Origin of the sequence: Pseudomonas abyssi (assembly GCF_003444685.1) — a bacterium.
GTDB classification, from domain to species: Bacteria; Pseudomonadota; Gammaproteobacteria; order Pseudomonadales; family Pseudomonadaceae; genus Halopseudomonas; species Halopseudomonas abyssi.
In genome coordinates, this window is record NZ_LMAZ01000001.1 from 361,736 (window position 1) to 378,053 (window position 16,318).

Sequence of the window (16,318 nt, forward strand, 5' to 3'; positions counted from 1 at the left end):
CTCCGGTTGCTGCCCATGAAGCCTTCGCTGTTAACCTCCACTGTCCTGCTCGCCGCCGCCCTTGTCGGTGGCTGCACCATGGGGCCGGATTATCGCCAACCGCCCATCGCCCAGCCGCTGGTACTCAAATACGATCAGGGCTGGCAGCCGATGCCGGCTCAGCCCTGGGCACAGAGCGGCGCCTGGTGGGAGGCCTTTGCCGATGACGACCTCAGCGCGCTGGTGGTCGAAGCCAACGCCAACAACCTGACCCTGGCGCAGGCCGCCGCCCGCTATCGTGCCGCGTTGGCCCAGCGCCGGCTGAGCAGTGCAGACTATCTGCCTACCCTGAGTGCGGCGCTGGATGCCAGCCGCAGCGGTGGTAGCGACAGCGCCAATACCGACAGCAGCCGCGCCCAGCTGGGCATCAGCTGGGAGCTGGATCTGTGGGGGCGGGTGCGGCGGCAGGTGGAGTCTGATACCGCGGCACTGGATGCCAGCGCCGCGGATCTGGCGGCTGCGCGGCTGTCGATCCAGCTGGCGGTGGTCAACAGTTACGTCAATCTGCGCGCGCTGGATGTACAGCAGCGCATTCTGCAGCAGACCCTGGCGTCGTCGGTGCGCTCGACCCAGCTGACGCGCAACCAGTATGACGCCGGCATCGTTTCGCGCGCTGATGTCATTCAGGCCGAAACCCAGCTGCAGTCCCTGCGCAGCGACCTGTATGACCTGCAGGCCGAGCGCGCGGTTGAGGAGAACACGCTGGCCGCACTATTGGGGCGAGCGCCGTCTGCATTCGAGCAGGAGGTGGTCGATGCGCTGCCGGCGGTGCCGCCGATCCCCTCGCAATTGCCCAGCGAGCTGATCGCCCGCCGCCCGGATGTGGTGGCGGCCGAGCGCGCTGTGGCCGCCGCCAACGCCGACATTGGCGTTGCCATTACCGCCTGGCTGCCGACCATCAGTCTGGGCGCCAGTGGCGGCGTCAGCGGTGAGTCGATCAGTGACCTGTGGAATGCGCCGGTACGTTTCTGGTCGGTCGGCCCAAGCCTGGCGCAGACCCTGTTTGACGGCGGCGCTCGCGATGCTGCGCGTGACGCGGCCTACGCCCGCTACGACGAGCAGGTCGCCGGCTACCGGCAAACCGTGCTGGAGGGCCTGACTGAGGTGGAAAATGCCCTGGCCACCACCGCCATCCTGCGTGAGAAGGCGGTGCAGCAGGACAAGCTGGTCAGCCTGGCGGAAGAGAACGAGCGGGTGATCACCAACCGCTATCAGTCCGGTCTGGTGTCCTATCTGGAGGTGGCTATCGCCCAGAACACTACCCTTAACGCCAAGCGCGGCCAGGTCAGCGTGACCAGCGCGCAGCTGGCGGCTGCCGCGCAGCTGGCCGCCAGCATTGGCGGTGGCTGGGAGGTGGGTGATGATGTGGGCGATGCGGCGCAACGGCCGGCGCAGTAGCCCGATAGTGATCGCCGGGCCGCCCATTGGCGGCCCGACCGGCACGGCTCAGAGGCTGGCGTCGCGATGCTTCTCGCGTACCATCTGATCAAGATGCTGCTGGACACGGTTGCTTTCCTGCTCAGCATTGGCCATGGCCTGGTAGATCTGCTGCTTCAGCTTGGGGTTGTGATGCCAGGGCTGACTCGCCAGCGCCAGCGCCTGTTGTACGGAGGTATGCACCTTCGCGTGTGAGGCATCCAGCGCGCGAAAGGCAGCTGTATGGCCGAAGCTGTCCGGACCCTCGCCCTCGTGATACCAGCGGCCAAGCCGACACTGATGATGGGTGACGCTGACCGCCGCTCTTGCCGCGTCGTTCTTCTCATCATTCAGCGCGATGTAGCCATTTTGCTTGAAGATGATGTGATCAACCTTGATTAACGCACTGAGCGAGATGTCGCGCGCCACACCCAACTTGTTGAGAGTCTCCCGCGCGCCTTCGGAGAAGGTGTCGAACTGTCCCTTGAAATTGACGATCTGCGTGTTGATCTGCTGCGCCAGCGTATTGGATTGCTCGGTCTTGGCGATGGTGCTTTCAACGGCGCGCGAGAAGGAGGCAATGGTCTCCGATACTTCGATGGCAGCTTCCAGGGTTCGCCTCGACAGCGCTTTTACCTCGTCCGCCACCACGGCAAAGCCGCGGCCCTGCTCACCGGCGCGAGCGGCCTCAATGGCAGCGTTGAGTGCCAGCAGGTTGGTCTGATCGGCAATGTCGGTGATGATCGACAGGGACTTGGATACCTTCACACTGTCGGCGCCCAGTGCCGAGACGACCGCGCTGACATCCTGCATGGTGTGATTGATGTGCGAGAGCGAGTCGACCATCTGCGTTACCGCTACCTGACCTTCGCTGGCGGCCGAATCGGTGGCGCGGGCGATGTTCTCCACGTGCTGCATGCGATCGCCAATACCGGCGATATCACCCTGAGCATCCTTCAGGTTGATGATCAGGTTGTTGATGTTGGTTGAGTGCAGCGAGGAGTGCAGCTCGTTTATGGCGATCAGCCTTGCCGACCTTTTCATCGCTTCGATCGATTCGTTGATGTGGGTCAGCGAGGTTTTCAGAACGCCCGGCATGCCGCGATGCAGAGCTTTGCGCTGATAGTTGTTGTTGGCCACATTGCGAAAGCAGGAGTCCACCTCCTTGAAGTAGGATTCCACGATATCCAGCAGATCGTTTACCTCCCAGCCGATCTTGCCGATCTCGCCCATGGTTTTCAGGTTGGTAATGCGGCCGCTGAAGTTGCCCCGGGTTGCATCGCGCAGGGCGCGGTAGATGCGCCCGCAGGCCTGCAGGACCTTGAGAAAGACGCGGCCAATAAAGATGCTGTTGACGATGACCAGCAAGGGGGCGAGCAACAGCCAGTACCCGGTATAGCCGGTAGCGATAACCAGCCCCACAACCGCCAGGTTCATCAGCACCATGAGCAGCAGAAACCCAAACAGCAGTCGGTTCAAGAACAGAAAGCCGGAACTGGCTCCCGTGACCTGCCTTGCCAGAAGACTCATCAGCCCAGCTCCCCATTCTCGATTTTCATCATCATGTCCAGATAATCGGTGTCGTTGCGCGCCAGTTCATCGCGGAAGAACTGTAACGACGCTTCCACGGCGTTCTTGCCGCTGCTGCCCGCTTCTATAGCCAGCATCTCGCGGTAGATGGGAATGATGTGGTCCAGCGCCCTTGGGGTGGGCTTGCGGCGTACGGAGTAGTAACCAAGTGGCTTGTTATCGAGGCCATAGTCGATGGTGATGTTGGCAAACACCCAGTAGTGGCCGCCATCTTTGCAGCGATTTTTGACGTAGCCAAAGAACTCGTTGCCATCGCGCAGGGTGTCCCACATCAGCTTGAAAACGCCGCGGGGCATGTCCGGGTGACGGATGACGTTGTGTGGAAAACCCAGCAGCTCGGCCTCGGGGAAGCCGGAAATACGCATGAAAGTGCGATTGATATAGGTCAGTTTGCCCTTCAGGTCGGTCTTGCTGACGATGAATTCGTCGTCGCTCAGCGAGACTTCCTTCTGGGTGACCGATACGCGCTCAACCATAACTCAGCCTTTTTGTTGTTTGTGCAAACGGAAACGTGGTTGTGCCCTGAGCCCAGCGGCGATGCATCCGTGCAGCAAACTCCAAAGCGGCTGCCAAACTGGTATTGCGAAGGGGCTGACCTAGGGGGAAGCAGCCAGGCGCTCGCCAGCATCCCGAAACGCAGCCGCGAGTCGGTATGCTGACAAGGCTAAGAGAGGCGCGCAGTGGGCGTATTGACGCAGGTCAGGCTTGCTGCGCGGACAGCTCCGTTGCAGCGATCGGCTGGCTGTTTATTCGATACCGCCGTGGGTGAGTTTGGCGGGGTTGAGCAGGCGTTCCAGCTCGTCACGGCTGAGGTCAGTGTGCTCGGCGGCCACGTCGACAATCGGGCGGCCTTCCTTGTAGGCTAACTTGGCAATCTCGGCGGCTTTCAGGTAGCCGATCACCGGGTTCAGCGCCGTCACCAGAATCGGGTTGCGGGCCAATGCCTGGGTCAGTTGGTCCTCGCGGACGGTGAAGCTGGCGATGGCCTTGTCGGCCAGCAGGCGGCTGACGTTGCTCAGCAGGCTGATGCTTTCCAGTAGATTGCGCGCGATCAGCGGCAGCATGACGTTCAGCTCAAAGTTGCCTGACTGGCCGGCGATGGTAATGGTGGCATCGTTGCCGATCACCTGAGCGGCGACCATCGCGGCGGCTTCCGGAATCACCGGGTTGACCTTGCCGGGCATGATCGAGGAGCCCGGTTGCAGCGCCTGCAGCTCGATCTCGCCCAGGCCGGCCAGCGGGCCGGAGTTCATCCAGCGCAGGTCATTGGCGATCTTGGTCAGGCTGACCGCCGTGGTCTTCAGCTGGCCGGACAGCGCCACCGCGATATCTTGCGAACCGATATGCGTGAAGAAGTTCTTGGCGGGCGTAAAGGTCAGGCCGGTGTGGGTGCTCAGTGCCTGATTGAAGCGTTCTGCAAACTCGGGGTGGGCGTTGATACCGGTCCCCACTGCTGTGCCGCCCTGGGCCAGGCTCTGCAGGCTGGGTTGCAACTGACGCAGGTTGTGAATGTTCTGCTCGATCTGGTCTGCCCAGGTGTTCAGGCTTTGGCTCAGGCGCACGGGCATGGCGTCCATCAGATGCGTGCGGCCGGTCTTGACGTACTGGTCGACGCTGGCGGCCTTGCTGCGGGTGACACTGACCAGATGCTCCAGCGCCGGCAGCAGTTGCTCGGCCAGTTCCATGGCGGCGCTGATGTGGATGCTGGAAGGGATGATGTCGTTGCTGCTCTGGCCACAGTTGATGTGGTCATTGGCGCTGACCGGCTGGCCGTAACGGCGTGCGGCCAGGGTGGCGAGCACTTCGTTGGCATTCATGTTGGAGCTGGTGCCGGAGCCGGTCTGGAACACATCGACCGGAAAATGCGGCATGAAATCCTCGGTCAGCAGCTCATCTACGGCGCCGCAGATGGCCTCGGCCAGCTCTGTGGGGATCTGCTCCAGCTCGTTGTTGGCGGTGGCGGCGGCGCGCTTGGCCAGCAGCAGGGCGCGGATGAAGGGAGCCGGCATGGGCTGCCCGCTGACCGGAAAGTTGTCGACGGCACGCTGGGTCTGCGCGGCATAGAGCGCCTCTGCCGGTACCGCCAGTTCGCCCATGCTGTCTTTTTCTATTCGGGTATTGCTCATGATGCTGCGCTCCTGGGTCTGGGGGCTGCGTGGTGCAGAGAGTAGCAAGGTCGCCGCCCGGTCTGTGGTACCTGTGCGCCTTGACGTTAATGCAAGTCGTTATCATTATCAAGACTGGCCGGGACATTGCTGTCCCGACCCTGCTTGGACTCACAGTGTGGCGCGTAGTGCCCGAGCGGCAGCTACCATGTTTGCCAGCGCCGGCGTTACTTCAGCCCACTGGCGGGTTTTCAGGCCACAGTCCGGGTTCACCCAGAGGCGCTCCGCCGGCACGCGCTCGGCAGCCAGCTTCATGAGTTGGACCATGTACTCCTGCGTCGGAATGTTGGGCGAATGAATGTCGTATACGCCGGGGCCGATCTCGTTCGGGTACTCGAAGTGCTTGAAGGCATCCAGCAGCTCCATGTCCGAACGTGAGGTTTCGATGGTGATGACATCGGCATCCATGGCGGCGATCGACTGAATGATGTCGTTGAACTCCGAATAGCACATGTGGGTGTGAATCTGGGTGTCATCGGCGACGCCGTTGGCGCTGATACGGAATGACTCCACCGCCCAGTCCAGGTACGCCTGCCATTGTGCACGGCGCAGCGGCAGGCCTTCACGCAGGGCGGCTTCGTCGATCTGAATGATGCGCACGCCGGCCTTTTCCAGGTCCAGCACTTCCTGCCGAATCGCCAGCGCCAGTTGCAGGCAGCTGGCCGAACGCGGCTGATCGTCACGTACGAAGGACCAGTTCAGGATGGTCACCGGGCCAGTGAGCATGCCCTTCATCGGCTTGTCGGTCAGCGACTGGGCGTAGGTGGACCAGGCAACGGTCATCGGTCGCGGGCGGCTGATGTCACCAAACAGGATCGGCGGCTTGACGCAGCGCGAGCCGTAGGACTGTACCCAGCCGTACTGGCTGAAGGCATAACCATCGAGCTGTTCACCAAAGTACTCGACCATGTCGTTGCGCTCGGGTTCGCCGTGCACCAGTACGTCCAGCCCCAACGCCTCCTGCTCGCGCACGCAGTGGGCAATTTCGGCCTGCATGGCCTGGGTGTAGCTGGCCTCATCCAGTTCGCCGGACTTGAACTGTCGGCGTGCCTGGCGGATATCGGCGGTCTGCGGGAAGGAGCCAATGGTGGTGGTCGGAAACAGCGGCAGCTTGAGCAGCGCAGACTGCCTGGCCGCGCGCTCGGCGTAGGGGCTGTGGCGCTGGCCCAGGCTGCTATCGATGGCGGCAACAGCAGCCTGTACGGCCGGGTTGGTGACGCGCGGCGACTGACGCCGACTGTCGATGGCAGCCTGGTTGTCGGCCAGCTCGCTGGCCACGCTGTTGCGACCCTGATTCAGCGCGCTGCCGAGGATGCGCAGCTCATCCAGCTTTTGCAGGGCGAAGGCCAGCCAGCTGGCGATCTCGGTATCCAGTGCCTGCTCGCTGGCCAGGTCTACCGGCACATGCAGCAACGAGCAGGAGGGAGCGACCCACAGGCGCTCTCCCAGCGCGGTGGCGATGGGCGCAAGCCACTGCAGCGCGGCGTTCAGGTCGGTCTTCCAGATATTGCGGCCGTTGATCACGCCAAGTGACAGCACGCTGTGCTGCGGCAGTTGGGCGATCAGCGCGTCAATCTCATCGGCCGCGTTCACTGCGTCCAGATGCAGACCGGCGACCGGCAAGCGGGCGACGAGGGCCAGATTGTCCTGCAGGCGACCGAAATAGGTGGCCAGCAGCAGCTTGACCGGCGCAGCAGCCAGGGCGTGGTAGGCCTGTTCGAAAGCAGCATCCAGGCCGCTGGGCAATTCAGTGACCAGAATGGGCTCGTCGATTTGCACCCACTCCACGCCCTCGGCGGCCAGCGTGGTGAGCAGCTCAAGGTAAACCGGCAGCAGACGCTCCAGCAGATCAAAGCGATTGGAGTCGTCCTTTTCTTTGCCAATTGCCAGATAGGTGAGTGGGCCGATGATGACCGGTTTGGCAGCCACGTTCTGGGCCCTGGCCTCGCGTAGTTGCTCAATCAGCCGAGTGGCATTCAGGGTGAACGCGCTGTCGGTTGTGAACTCCGGGACGATGTAGTGGTAGTTGGTGTCGAACCACTTGGTCATCTCGCCGGCGGCAACGCCGCCGCAGCACCCGGCGTGCTCTTCGGCCGTTTGCGCAGAGCGGCCACGGGCGATGCGGAAGTAGTTATCCAGCTCATCACCGTGGAAGTCGCGTACCCGCTCGGGCAGGTTGCCCAGGGTGAAGCTCATGTCCAGCACCTGGTCATAGAAGGAAAAGTCGCCCACCGGCACCAGGTCCAGTTCGGCCTGCTGGGCCCAATGACGCTGACGTAGGGCGGCTGCAGTGGTCTTCAGCTCCTCGCGGGAAGACTGATCCTTCCAATAGGATTCAAGGGCGAACTTCAGTTCTCGGCGAGCGCCGATGCGGGGGAACCCCAGGTTGTGGATGCGTGCCATGTGCTGCCTCTGTCGGTGAGTGGGTACAGGGGCATGCTAGGGTGGTGGTTGGATTATTAAAATTGATGTTTATTCAGATGTTTATTAGTTCCGCTCATGTTTGGTGTGACCCCTGCCGCCCGTGATGGGCAGGCGACAGGGCCCAAAGGGCTCAGAAACGGTACTTGGCCGTTGCTGTCACGCTGCGCGGTGCGCCGTAAGTGAGGGCGCCGTACGCGTCGAAGATGTCGAAGTACTTTTCATCCGTGACGTTATTGGCGTTGATCTGCGCCGACAGGTTGTCGGTGATGTCGTAACGGGCCATCAGGTTGACCAGCGCGTAGGCGTCCTGCTCGATCTTCTCCTGCTCGTCGGACGGGTTGGTTGCGTAGGTGTAGATGCTGTCCTGCCAGTTCACACCGCCGCCAATAGTCAGGCGGCTCCAGTCGCCGGCAAAACGGTAGGTGGTAAAGGTGCGCAGCAGTTTGGTCGGGTACAGGGTGTTGGTGTCGTCGCCGTTGCCGTCTTCCACCTCAAACTGGGTGTAGCCGGCGCTCAGATTCCAGCCGGGCATGATCTCGCCGGATACTTCCAGCTCGAAGCCCTTGCTGACGGCCTCACTCTCGACGTAGGCAAAGCCCAGTGCCGGTTCCGCCGGGTCAATGCGAACGCCTGTGTTGGAGCCCAGATTGTCCTGCTTGATCTGGAAGATGGCGGCAGAGGCATTCAGCGCGCCGTCGTAGAACTCGCCCTTGAGACCCATTTCATAGCTTTCGCCAACGATCGGCTGCAACTGCTGATTGCTGGCATTCTTCTCTGACTGGGGCTGGAATACATCGGTATAGCTGGCATAGGCCGACAGGGTGTTGGTCAGGTCATAGATGATGCCGGCATAGGGGGTGACTTCGTCGTGTACGTCGAGCGTCGAGCGGGTGTTTCGGGTGTAATCGTACTCGGTCTTTTCATAGTCGCTGACCCGGGCACCGAGAATGACCTTGAGGTCATCGGTGAGGTTCAGGCGGGTGACCCCGTAGTAGCCCTTCTGTATGGTCTCGCCGGAGCCGTAAGGCGTCAGACCGGACCAGGTAGGTGCCGGGTGATGCCCGTCGTAGGCATCAAAGTTGGGTACGGTGGCCGAGCCGGCCAGCGCGGTGCGTGAGTCTGCGTCGAAGTCCTGCTTGCTGTAGATGTAGCCGAAAGCCACTTCATGGTCGCGGTTGAATAGGGAGACGGGACCGCTAAAGCGCCCGCTGTAATCGTCCTGAACGGTGTTTACGTTGTAGGACCCGGCCATGGCGTTCATTGGCGAGCTGCCGTTGCGGCCGGGGTTACCGTATAGATAGAGCAGGTAGGAGTCAGCCTCGCGCTCACCGCGGTTGTAGCTCAGGTTGAGCTGCCAGCCGCTGCCCAGTTCGTGATCCAGATTGACGAAGTAGGTGTCATAGCTGGTGTCCCACTTGCTCCAGTCGGCGGACGTGGTCTTGGAACGACTCCAGTCGGTGCGCGAGCCGTCGGCATACCAGATTGGCAGCGCGCCCCACATAGGCGAGTCGGAGGTGTTGTCCTGTCGGCTCAGGCCAAACCAGAACGTAGTGTTTTCGCTCAGATCGACATCCATGGTGCCGTACAGGGTCTCGGTCTGGTTGGCATGCATATCGATCCAGCTGTCGCCATCCTGATATTCCCCAACCAGGCGGCCACGTACCGTGCCGGCTTCGTTCAGAGCAAAGGAGACGTCGCCGAGGGTACTGTAGGTATCCCAGATGCCCGCACTCAATTCCACTGATCCGGTCAGATCACGATTGCTGGCGCGCTTGCGGGCCAGGTTGAGTGAGGCGGACGGGTCGCCTGACCCGGTCATCAGGCCGTTGGCCCCGCGCACGACTTCTATCCGATCGTACATCGCCAGACTGCTGAAGATTTCGCCGGAGCTCCAGGGTTGCTCCCAGATGGTGGGCACGCCGTCGATCATCAGTGCGTTGATGGCAAAGCCGCGGGCGTTGAACTGGGCGCGAGTGGTCTCGTAGCGGTTGACAGATACACCGGTGGCGTTGTTGACCACATCGAGAATGTTTTGCAGGTCCTGATCTTCAATGCGCTGCCGGGTGACCACGCTGACCGATTGCGGGGTTTCGCGCAGTGACAGACTCAGCGGCGTTGCGGTGCGGGCCGCTTCGGCGGTGTAGGACTCGCTGCCTTCGGTTGTGATGCGACGTTCACCCTGGCCGGTCACGGTCAGTGGTGCGAGCTCGGTAGCTTGGGTCGGGCTGGCCTGCTGTGCAAGCGTCGGCAGGCTGGTCAGCGCCGTGCCGGCGGCAAGCAGGTGGACGGTAATGGCAAGCGGGCGCAGGGCTTTGGATGGCCTGGCTTTGGGCGAGGCAGTACGAGCGAGGGGAAGTGCAGACATGGAGGAGGGTCCTGAATGTCGGGGGTTGGCAAAAACGAGTTAGTCTTAATGATAAGGATTTGCAATTCTATTTGTGTGAAAACAGTAAAGCAAACTGTCTCGCAAGCCGTTGCTTGCCAGAGGGTATAAGGCGGGTTGGCGGTGCGGCCTGCTCAGTGCTCAGGCCACAGGGAAGGGTGGGATAACCTGGATAGTCAGGCGCCGGTCTGGCGCCGTAGGGGTTACTGAATACGCAGCGGCTCGAAGTCGCCCAGCGCGCTGCGGCTCCAGGCAAGCAGCTCGCTGGCCAGTTGTTCGCTGGCCGTGCCGAAGTTGTTCACCACCGATTCAATGGCAGTGTCCTGCAGCGGCTGCCGGATGCTGAAGCGCTTGGCGGCGAGAACCTCGCGGGTGCTCGGGTCGATCAGCTTGGCGTCCAGTTCGATGATCACGCTGGCCTGCTCGCCCTGATAGCGGGTCTGGAATTGGCGCAGGTCGCTCATCAGATGCACGTCGGCCTGCAGCGATTGAGTCTCGGTGGTAACGGCGCTGAAACTGCCGTCCTGCTCAAACGCCTGGACCAGTTGCTCACGCAGCAGATTGGGGTTGGGGTCGGCCCAGCGCGCGCCCTGGTAGCTGCTCAGGGTGTTGCCGTCGGGCGATACCAGAATGCGGATGGTCTGCAGCGCGTTGCTGCTGGACGGCGTGATGATGCGCAGGGACAGCGGCAGGGGCTCGCCACTGTGCTGTGCCAGGTCAGGTGGCGGCAGTTGGTAGAAGGTCAGCGGCTCGCGGTCGGGCAGCACGGTGCAGGCTGATAGTGCGCTGGCTAGCAGCAGGCCGGCGGTCAGGTGGCGAATGATCATGGCTGGAACTCCTGTCGCTGGTCACGCCCCAGCAAGAAGCGCGCAGGGTCGTCCTGCAGGCGGCGAGTAAGGCTGCGCAGCTCGGCCAGGGTGTCGCGCAGCTCGTTGATTGCCGGGTCAAGCTGGCCGAGTCCCTGCATGCCGCTTTTCAGGGCGTAGCGGTTCTCGCTGAGTATCTGCTCCAGCTGAGCGCTGGTGTCGGCCACCGAGGCCATGGTCTCGCGGGCGCTCTGCAGGGTCTGAGCGCCTTCCTGATTGAGCAGCTGATCGGCATCGTCAATCAGCCGGCTGCTGTTCTCCAGCGTCTGGGTAGCGGCCTCGCTGGTGCTGCGCAGCTCGGCGATCAGCTGCTGCAGGTTGCCGTTGGGGTCAGCGATGCTCTGGGTGGCCTGGTTCAGACCTTCGAGGGTTTCGCTGAGGTGTCTGACGTTGTTCTCCGACAGCACGTCGCCGGCATTGACCACCAGTTTGTTGATGTTGGTCATCAGGTCTTCGCCGTTGCTCAGCAGGCTGGCCAGCGGCGAGGGCGTGGCGTAGATGACCGGGTCCTCGCCGCGCTTGGCGGTGAGCGGTGGGCTGTTCGGGTCGTTGTGAGTCAGCTCGATCACCGAGTTGCCGGTGATGCCGGTGAAGGACAGGCGCGCCTTGGTGTCCTGCTTGATCGGTACATCGGCGTCGATCAGGATGCGCGCGCGAACGATGCGCGGATCATCGTGGTCCAGGCTCAGTTCGGTGATCTCGCCAATGCGGATGCCGCTGAACTGCACTGCGCTGCCGCGCGACAGCCCGGTAACCGCCTGTTTGAATACCACGGTGTAGTAGTTCTGCTCGCTGCTGGTGCTGGCGCTGCTGAGCCAGATGGCGAAGACGATAGAGGCCAGCGCCGCGAGGACGGTGAACAGGCCGATCAGCACATGATTGGCTCGGGTTTCCATGGGCAGGCTTACTCCTTGGCCGGGGTGGGTTGCTGATAGGCGGCGGCGCGACCGCGCGGCCCGTGAAAATAGTCCTGAATCCAGGCGTCATCAGTCTCGGCGACGCGCTCCAGGGTATCGGCGATCAGCACACGCTTTTGTGACAGCACCGCTACGCGGTCGCAGATCGCATACAGGGTATCGAGATCGTGGGTCACCAGAAAGACGCTTAAGCCCAGTGCATCGCAGAGGGTGCGGATCAACTGGTCAAAGGCGGCGGCGCCAATCGGATCGAGGCCGGCGGTCGGCTCATCAAGAAACAGAATGTCCGGGTCCAACGCCAGGGCGCGGGCCAGGGCGGCGCGCTTGACCATGCCGCCGGAGAGCATCGCCGGGTATTTGTCCCCGGCGCCCGGGGGCAGCCCGGTCAGCGCGATTTTCATGCGCGCCAGGTGTTCGGCGTCTTCGCGGCTGAGGCCGGCATGCTCGATCAGCGGCAGGGCGATGTTCTCGACCACCGTCAGTGAGGAGAACAGCGCGCCGGACTGGAACAGCACGCCGAAGCGGCGCTCCTGTTCCGAGCGCGCCTGGGGCGGCAGCGTCTGCAGGTCTTTGCCGAACACCTTGACCGACCCTGCGTTGGGTCGACGCAGGCCGACGATCGAGCGCAGCAATACCGACTTGCCGGTACCCGAGCCGCCAACCACGCCCAGTACCTCGCGCGGCAGAATATCCAGATCCAGGTTGTCGTGTACGGTCTGGCTGCCAAAGCGGTTGACCAGCCCGCGCACCTCAACCACCGGGGCTAGGCCCGTGTCTTTGCTCACCAGCCCATCTCCATATAGAACAGGGCGGCCAGGGCATCGACCAGAATGACCACAAAAATGCACTGCACCACGCTGGAGGTGGTGTGTTCACCGACCGATTCGGCGCTGCCGGATACCTTGAAGCCTTCCATGCAGCCGATCACCGCGATCAGAAAGGCGAACACCGGCGCCTTGGCCAGACCCAGCAGGAAGTGCTGCACCTCCACGTTTTCCTGCAGCATGCTGATGAACATGGTCGGTGAAATATGCAGGCTGAAAGCGCAGACCATGGCGCCGCCCAGCAAGCCGGAAAGCATGGCGATAAACGTCAGGGCGGGCAGGGTGATCAGCAGCGCGATGACGCGCGGCAATACCAGCAGCTCCAGCGGGCTAAGACCCAGCGCGCGGATGGCGTCGATCTCTTCGTTGGCTTTCATGGAGCCGATCTGTGCGGTAAAGGCGCTGGCGGTGCGGCCGGCCATCAGGATCGCGGTCAGCAGTACGCCGAACTCGCGCAAAAACGAAAAGGCGACCAGGTCGACGGTGAAAATCGCCGCGCCAAAGGTCTGCAGCACGGTGGCGCCAAGAAAGGCGATCACGGCGCCGACCATGAAGGTCAGCAGGGCCACGATGGGGATAGCATCGATCCCGGTCTGTTCTATCTGCGCGGCGACCGCGGTCACACGCCAGCGCGACGGGCGCAGCAGGTTGCCGAGCAGGCCGCTGAGGGTCAGGCCGATAAAGCCGAATAGCTCGCGCAGGTCAGCGGCCAGTACTTGCATTTTGGCGCCGATACGCTCGAGCAGAATCAGCACCGGGTTAAGCTCGGGGCTAGCTGCCGGGTCGGGCTCGGGCTGAATGTCCGCCAGGCGCTGCAGCAGGGCGCGGCGCTCGCTGGAGAGCGATTGGTCCTGCTCGACCAGTTGTTGCAGGCGGCTGTGTCCGAGCAGGTCTGCCAGTAGCTGACCTCCGGCCGTGTCCATGCTGCTTATCGCGCTGATGTCGACACTGGCGGTGCGCTCAGGGGCGTGGGGCAGCTCTGTCAGTTGCGCACGCAGGGCGCTGTAGTTGGCCAACGTCCAATCGCCGGCAAGGCGTAGAGCGTTGCCGTTGTCGGTTGTCTGGATAAAAGAGGAGGTATCGGAGTGGGGCATGGTGTTGGCCCGCGTCGGATCAGGACACGGGCCGTTGCATCAGGATTTGCGCTTGATGCCGAAGTCCTCGGACAAGGTGCCCGGGCCGTTGGCTTCTTTGGGGGCGTAGTCGCGCGGCGGCTCCAGCGAGTCGAACGCAGGGTCCTTGCGGTTGCGATTCTCGCTGACGGTGCCGGCTTCCTGATCCAGGGCGGCCAGCAGGCGTTGCCGGGTCATATCGTCCGGGGCCAGCTCCATTGCACCGTGGGTCAGGTGCTCCTGAATATCCTGGTAGCTGCGGTTCAGGCGACTGGCTAGGGTGGCAGTCGTCTTGAAGTGCGTGGCCACTTCCTGTTGATACTCTTCAAAGCGCAGCTGCAGGCTCTCGAGCTGGGCCTGGGTGCTGCCGCTGGTGCCGCCGCTGACGCGACGTGACACCTGGGCCAGTACGATGCCGATAACAATTCCGACTGCCAGCGCGACGGCTGTTGCAATCCACAGGTTTTCGCTTGCTTCCACCTTGGGTCCCTCATCTATCGGTTGGTGCGTTCAGGTCAGTGCACCTTGCCTTGGCTTACGGTAAACAGTTTTAGCTGGCAAGGCCAGCAGGCCGTTGAAATTCTGCCTGGGTTGGTGCGTTGCAAAACCGGTCGGTAACGCTGGTTTGGCCCGGCAGGCGTGCCGCCTCGCTCAGCCTGAACAGCGGTATCACTGCCAGCTTGTCAGGGCAAAGACGCAAAGGCCAGAATACGGGTTTGGAGTGTTGCGCCTTCGGCAGGTTCCGCTGGTGCGACGCCCGGTCACGCACTGTAGTCACGGAGTATCCCGAATGAGTCGAGCTGGCGAGCAAAACCTGATGATCGATGGCCCGGCGGGGCCGTTGGAGGCTGTGCTGACCGAGGGTGAGCGTGAAGGCGTACTGGCGGTCATCTGTCACCCCAATCCGATCCAGGGTGGCACCATGCAGAACAAGGTGGTGCACACGCTGATGCGCGCGGCTCGCGACCTGGGCGCCAGTACCTTGCGTTTCAACTTCCGTGGAGTCGGGGCCAGCGCCGGGGAGCATGATTACGGCAATGGTGAAGTAGATGACTGCCTGGCGGTACTTGATTGGACGCAGAACACCCTCGCCGTCCGCGAGCTCTGGCTGCTGGGTTTCTCTTTTGGCGGCTACGTTGCAGCCGCTGCAGCCTCGCGCCTGGATCAGTGGCCGCAGCGTCTGGTGCTGGTGGCGCCTTCGGTGGAAAAGCAGGCTTTTCATTTACTCAAACCGCTGGCCGGCCCGGTCAGCGTGATGATGGGCGAGGCCGACGATGTGGTTGCGCCGCAGGCCGTTTACGCGGCCTTTGCCGACGAACAGGGCGCCGAGGTGGTTCGCTTTGCCGACACCGGCCACTTCTTCCACGGCAAGCTGGTGCCGCTGAAGGCCGAGGTGGAGCGGGTTCTGGCTGCAGAGGCTTGATTGCCAAGGGGCGGTGCTGGCGTTAGAGTATCGCCCCCCGTTTGCCCCTATTGGTGTCTCGCGCATGTCTCCCCTGGAACGATACAAGGCGGACCTCCAGCGTCCCGATTTCTTTCATGATCCTGCCCAGGAACGGGCGGTCAGGCACCTGCAGCGTCTGTACGACGAGCTGATTGCCAGCGACCAGACCCGGCCAGGCCTGCTTGATCGTCTGCGCAAGCGCAAGCCGGAGCCGATCAAGGGGCTGTATTTCTGGGGTGGCGTGGGCCGCGGCAAGACCTACCTGGTCGACACTTTCTATGACGCCTTGCCGTTTGACCGCAAGATGCGTACGCACTTCCACCGCTTCATGCAGCGCGTGCACCACGAGCTGAAAGGGCTCAAGGGGCAGAAGAACCCACTCAAGCTGATTGCCGAGCGCTTTGCCGGCGAGGCGCGGGTGATCTGTTTCGACGAATTTTTCGTTTCTGATATTACCGATGCGATGATTCTGGGCAGCCTGATGGAAGAGCTGTTTGCCCAGGGCGTGACCCTGGTGGCGACCTCCAACATCGTGCCCGACGGGCTCTACAAGGACGGCCTGCAACGCGCGCGTTTCCTGCCGGCGATTGCGCTGCTGAACAGCTGTACCGAAGTGGTCAATGTGGATAATGGCGTGGATTACCGCCTGCGCGCCCTGGAGCAGGCCGAGCTGTACCACTACCCGCTCGACTGTGAAGCAGATGCCAGCCTGCGGCGCAGCTTTGAAAGTCTGGTGCCTGACCTGGCCAGCGTCAGTGAAAACGAAGCCTTGATTGTCGAGAACCGTCCCATCCAGTCGCTGCGCGTCTGTGAGGATGTGGCCTGGTTCGAGTTTCGGGCCCTGTGCGATGGTCCGCGTAGCCAGAACGACTATATCGAGCTGGGGCGCGTGTTCCATGCGGTGCTGATCGCCAATGTCGAGCAGATGAACGTAGCCAAGGATGATATGGCGCGGCGCTTTATCAACCTGGTGGACGAATTTTACGACCGCAACGTCAAGTTGATCATCTCGGCGGAGGTGCCGCTCAAGGATCTCTACGCCGGCGGGCGACTGGAGTTTGAATTCCAGCGCACCCTGAGCCGTCTGCTGGAAATGCAGTCCCACGAGTTTCTGGCGCGGCCGCACAAACCCTGAGCG

The 16,318-nt window shown here is 62.3% G+C and carries 13 protein-coding genes and 1 pseudogene; 3 read left to right on the forward strand and 11 right to left on the reverse strand.

All coding sequences use genetic code 11. The features are described 5' to 3' along the window. Positions 1 to 15: 15 nt before the first annotated feature. On the forward strand, positions 16 to 1,437 hold the full coding sequence (locus ASB58_RS01735; RefSeq protein ID WP_118129139.1) for an efflux transporter outer membrane subunit: 1,422 nt from the start codon (positions 16 to 18) through the stop codon (positions 1,435 to 1,437). Positions 1,438 to 1,485: 48 nt separating this feature from the next. Here the strand turns inward: ASB58_RS01735 and ASB58_RS20410 are convergent, their stop codons facing one another. The 11 genes and pseudogenes from ASB58_RS20410 to ASB58_RS01785 all read right to left on the reverse strand — a co-directional run bounded on the left by ASB58_RS20410 (position 1,486) and on the right by ASB58_RS01785 (position 14,216). After that, positions 1,486 to 1,884: a CZB domain-containing protein gene (locus tag ASB58_RS20410; protein WP_407920665.1), complete on the reverse strand. Its 399-nt coding sequence runs from the start codon at positions 1,882 to 1,884 to the stop codon at positions 1,486 to 1,488. Between the two features lie 81 nt (positions 1,885 to 1,965). Further along, positions 1,966 to 2,985, reverse strand: a pseudogene (locus ASB58_RS01740) (methyl-accepting chemotaxis protein); the annotation flags it as partial. Further along, positions 2,985 to 3,521 carry a PAS domain-containing protein gene (locus ASB58_RS01745; RefSeq protein ID WP_118129141.1) on the reverse strand — a complete coding sequence of 179 codons (537 nt, stop codon included), beginning with the start codon at positions 3,519 to 3,521 and terminating at the stop codon, positions 2,985 to 2,987. The pseudogene ASB58_RS01740 and the gene ASB58_RS01745, both read right to left, overlap by 1 nt. Before the next feature lie 270 nt (positions 3,522 to 3,791). Then, positions 3,792 to 5,171, reverse strand: coding sequence for a class II fumarate hydratase (locus ASB58_RS01750; RefSeq protein ID WP_118129142.1), 1,380 nt, complete (start codon positions 5,169 to 5,171; stop codon positions 3,792 to 3,794). Between the two features lie 150 nt (positions 5,172 to 5,321). After that, positions 5,322 to 7,613: a 5-methyltetrahydropteroyltriglutamate--homocysteine S-methyltransferase gene (gene metE / locus ASB58_RS01755; RefSeq protein WP_118129143.1), complete on the reverse strand. Its 2,292-nt coding sequence runs from the start codon at positions 7,611 to 7,613 to the stop codon at positions 5,322 to 5,324. 151 nt (positions 7,614 to 7,764) lie between these two features. Further along, positions 7,765 to 9,999 carry a TonB-dependent siderophore receptor gene (locus tag ASB58_RS01760; protein WP_118129144.1) on the reverse strand — a complete coding sequence of 745 codons (2,235 nt, stop codon included), beginning with the start codon at positions 9,997 to 9,999 and terminating at the stop codon, positions 7,765 to 7,767. Between the two features lie 221 nt (positions 10,000 to 10,220). Next, positions 10,221 to 10,844, reverse strand: a complete 624-nt coding sequence (locus ASB58_RS01765) for an ABC-type transport auxiliary lipoprotein family protein (RefSeq protein ID WP_118129145.1) — start codon at positions 10,842 to 10,844, stop codon at positions 10,221 to 10,223. Beyond that, complete coding sequence (locus ASB58_RS01770; protein ID WP_118129146.1) at positions 10,841 to 11,779, reverse strand: MlaD family protein; 939 nt, start codon at positions 11,777 to 11,779, stop codon at positions 10,841 to 10,843. Before ASB58_RS01770 ends, ASB58_RS01765 begins: the two co-directional genes overlap by 4 nt. A gap of 8 nt (positions 11,780 to 11,787) precedes the next feature. Further along, entirely contained in the window at positions 11,788 to 12,585 is a 798-nt protein-coding gene (locus ASB58_RS01775) for an ABC transporter ATP-binding protein (protein ID WP_118129147.1), read from the reverse strand. Further along, positions 12,582 to 13,718: an ABC transporter permease gene (locus ASB58_RS01780; RefSeq protein ID WP_118129148.1), complete on the reverse strand. Its 1,137-nt coding sequence runs from the start codon at positions 13,716 to 13,718 to the stop codon at positions 12,582 to 12,584. The genes ASB58_RS01775 and ASB58_RS01780 overlap by 4 nt, the downstream gene beginning before the upstream one ends. 39 nt (positions 13,719 to 13,757) lie before the next feature. After that, positions 13,758 to 14,216 carry a Z-ring associated ZapG family protein gene (locus tag ASB58_RS01785; protein WP_096003988.1) on the reverse strand — a complete coding sequence of 153 codons (459 nt, stop codon included), beginning with the start codon at positions 14,214 to 14,216 and terminating at the stop codon, positions 13,758 to 13,760. A 310-nt stretch (positions 14,217 to 14,526) separates the two neighbouring features. Here ASB58_RS01785 and ASB58_RS01790 point away from each other — a divergent pair, with 310 nt between their 5' ends. Both ASB58_RS01790 and zapE read left to right on the forward strand, forming a co-directional pair. Next, entirely contained in the window at positions 14,527 to 15,159 is a 633-nt protein-coding gene (locus ASB58_RS01790) for an alpha/beta hydrolase (RefSeq protein ID WP_118129149.1), read from the forward strand. A gap of 64 nt (positions 15,160 to 15,223) precedes the next feature. Further along, positions 15,224 to 16,315, forward strand: a complete 1,092-nt coding sequence (zapE, locus tag ASB58_RS01795; RefSeq protein ID WP_096003990.1) for a cell division protein ZapE — start codon at positions 15,224 to 15,226, stop codon at positions 16,313 to 16,315. Positions 16,316 to 16,318 lie beyond the last annotated feature (3 nt).